Origin of the sequence: Mycobacterium sp. UM_Kg27 (assembly GCF_000972905.1) — a bacterium.
Classification (GTDB): Bacteria; Actinomycetota; Actinomycetes; order Mycobacteriales; family Mycobacteriaceae; genus Mycobacterium.
The window spans coordinates 1-2,511 of the sequence record NZ_JRMM01000240.1 but is presented as its reverse complement, the minus strand read 5'-3'; the positions used below and the strand labels follow the sequence as shown (position 1 = coordinate 2,511).

Genomic DNA, 2,511 nt, shown 5'->3' with positions numbered 1-2,511 from the left:
CGCCTCGTCCTCCACCGTCTGCGCGTGCACATCAAAACGGCCCGCCATCGAACGCATCGCGTCCGGATCAGTCATAAAACGTGTTGCCATGATTTTCTCTCTCTTGCTCGGAATTCGTTGTGGTAGCCGGGCGCCGACCCGGCAGACACGTGTGTGTTCAGGCCCCTTCCGCTACCCGCCGGCCGGCGAACGGGGCATAACCTTGGGTGCCTTGGCGGCCATCGCGCCCATGCCACGTCCGGCCATCGCGCCCATCATGGCGTGGCCGAAGGGGCCGCCGGGCAGCCCGGAGCCTGCCGACATGGTCTGGATGGGGGCGCTGACCGTAGTGGCGGGCAGCACCGGGGCGGCACGGACCATACCGTCGGCGGCCATCGACCACGCTCCCGGCACCTTCAGCGCGCCCATCGAGGCGGCCTGGCCGAGCTTGGCGGAGATCGCGTTGGTGGCCGAGCTGAAGTGGCCCGCGAGCACGCCGACCGCGCCCTGCAGCTTGTCGTTGACGAAGTCGCCGATCTGAGTCATCAGGGTGCCGGCGCCCCCGGCGGCCGTCTGCCCTGCCAACGCCCCCGTGGCACCGGCCGCACCGCCCATCCGGGCGAACTGCATCAGCATCGGCAGGAAACGCACCAACATCATCAGGGGCATAGACCCATAGCTGATGGGTGACATCACTGAGCTGATCGTCGTGGCCCCCGCCTTGGCGCCGAGCATCGTCGACGGGAGACCGACCGCGTCGAGCAGTCCACCGACGGTGGCAAAGTCGTAGCCGGGCGTGGTCGGTACACCGGTGCCGGTGCCGGGGGTGGGACCGCCCTCAGCCGATCCCGGTGTCCCCTGGGTCGTCGCCTGCGCAGCCTGCGGCGGGTTCGACACCTGTTGCAGCGCGTTGTTATTGGCCTCCGCAGACCCGCTGTACGTGTCCATCGCGGCGCCGTCGGTCGCCCACATCACTTCATACTGGTGCTCGGTGGCCTGGATCAGCGGAGTGTTCTGGCCAAAGAAGTTGGTCGAGATCAGCGCCAGCAGCATCGCGCGGTTGGCGGCGATCACCGCGGGCGGCACCGACGCGGCCCGCGCCGCCTCGAACAGCGCGGCGGCCTGAGTTGCCAGGGCAGCGTTGTTGGCAGCGGTGACCGCGGCTTGCTCCAGCCATGCCACGTAGGGGGCGGTCGAGGCTGTCGCGACAGCCGAACCGGCTCCCGTCCACGTCGAGTCCAGATTGGCGATCACCGAGTGGGTCGCGGTGGCCGAGGTCATCAACTCGCTCGACAGCTGAGTCCACGCTGCCGCGGCCTCGAGCAACGGACTCGAGCCGGGGCCGGTATAGATAAGCCCGGAGTTGATCTCGGGCGGAAAGATACTGAAACTCATCGAGGCCCCCCGCTTCAGCCAGCTGCCGTGGCGTTTACAGCCTCAGTGACGTCGTAAGCGTTGGCGTTGCTACCCAAAGTGGCCGCGATCTGCTGGTGCACCAACGCCGCCTGCGCGCTGACTTCCTGGAACAGGGATCCGTGCGCCGAGAACTGTGCAGCAGTAATGGCCGACACCAGGTCGGCGGCAGGCGCGATCACACCGGTGGTGGGAGCAGCAGCGGCGGTGACCCCCGCGGTCATCGAGTCGCCGATTCCGGAAAGGCTTCCGGCGGCCGCCGTCAGAACCTCTGGCTGCGCGGTTACGAACGACATTGTTCCTCCTGGGGGTCGTGCAAGCGTCTCGGGGAAGTGTTTGATACTCGAAGTCTGCGTCAATACTTGACGTACGTCACTCTAGCGGACAGTTGTAATAACGGTCTGATAAAGCTGGGGCGCCCGAGGCGAACAACAACGCGTGGCCAGCGCACCACGGGGTCCTGGAGACACGAGTTGAAGCGTTCACCGAGCAGACGACCTCTCTTGGATCCTTGGGGCAGGTAGCTGCGGCGGCCGTCGCGGGAAGCGTCCCATTGCGGCCGGATGCAGAACGTAACACCGGCTCGACCTCGGGGTACAGCGCCGCTACAAACATTCAGTAAAGCTTTGGGATCTGGTCAGACAAAGCTGTATTCACTTAGCCAAGGCGCGGGATTCAACAGGTGCAACCGCGCTAAACCGGGCCTGGGGGCGGGTGCCGGTATGCGAAGCTAGGGTGCCCCACTCGGTCGGCTGGCCACCATCCAACTACGGACAACTCCACGGAGCGTGCGATGACCTTCAACGAGGGTATGCAGATCGACACCAGCACCACCTCATCAGGCGGCGGCGGTCGTGGGATCGCGATCGGCGGCGGCGTCGCCGGGCTGGTGATCCTGGTCGTGGCGCTGCTGTTGGGGGCCGATCCCGGTGAGGTGCTCAGCCAGCAGCCCGTGGACCGCGGCCAGTACACGTCACCGGGCTTCGACCTCGACAAATGCCGCACCGGCAAGGACGCCAATAAATACGTGCAATGCCGGGTGGTCGCCACGGCCAACTCGGTGGACGCGGTGTGGTCGGACCTGCTGCGTGGGTACACGCGCTGTCTCTTATACACATC

The 2,511-nt window shown here is 66.1% G+C and carries 3 protein-coding genes and 1 pseudogene; 1 reads left to right on the top strand and 3 read right to left on the bottom strand.

Annotation, left to right across the window (positions count from 1 at the left end):
- The 3 genes and pseudogenes from LI94_RS22750 to LI94_RS20850 all read right to left on the bottom strand — a co-directional run.
- Positions 1–90: pseudogene (locus LI94_RS22750) on the bottom strand (WXG100 family type VII secretion target); the annotation flags it as partial.
- Between the two features lie 81 nt (positions 91–171).
- A complete protein-coding gene (locus LI94_RS20855) occupies positions 172–1,374 on the bottom strand; it encodes a PPE family protein (RefSeq protein WP_024443333.1) in 1,203 nt (400 codons plus the stop codon).
- Positions 1,375–1,388: 14 nt separating this feature from the next.
- Entirely contained in the window at positions 1,389–1,688 is a 300-nt protein-coding gene (locus tag LI94_RS20850; protein WP_046302427.1) for a PE family protein, read from the bottom strand.
- Between the two features lie 497 nt (positions 1,689–2,185).
- On the opposite strand from LI94_RS20850, the gene LI94_RS20845 reads away from it, so the two are divergent.
- Positions 2,186–2,511: neutral zinc metallopeptidase (locus LI94_RS20845; RefSeq protein ID WP_046302428.1), on the top strand; the 326-nt coding region annotated here is incomplete at its 3' end.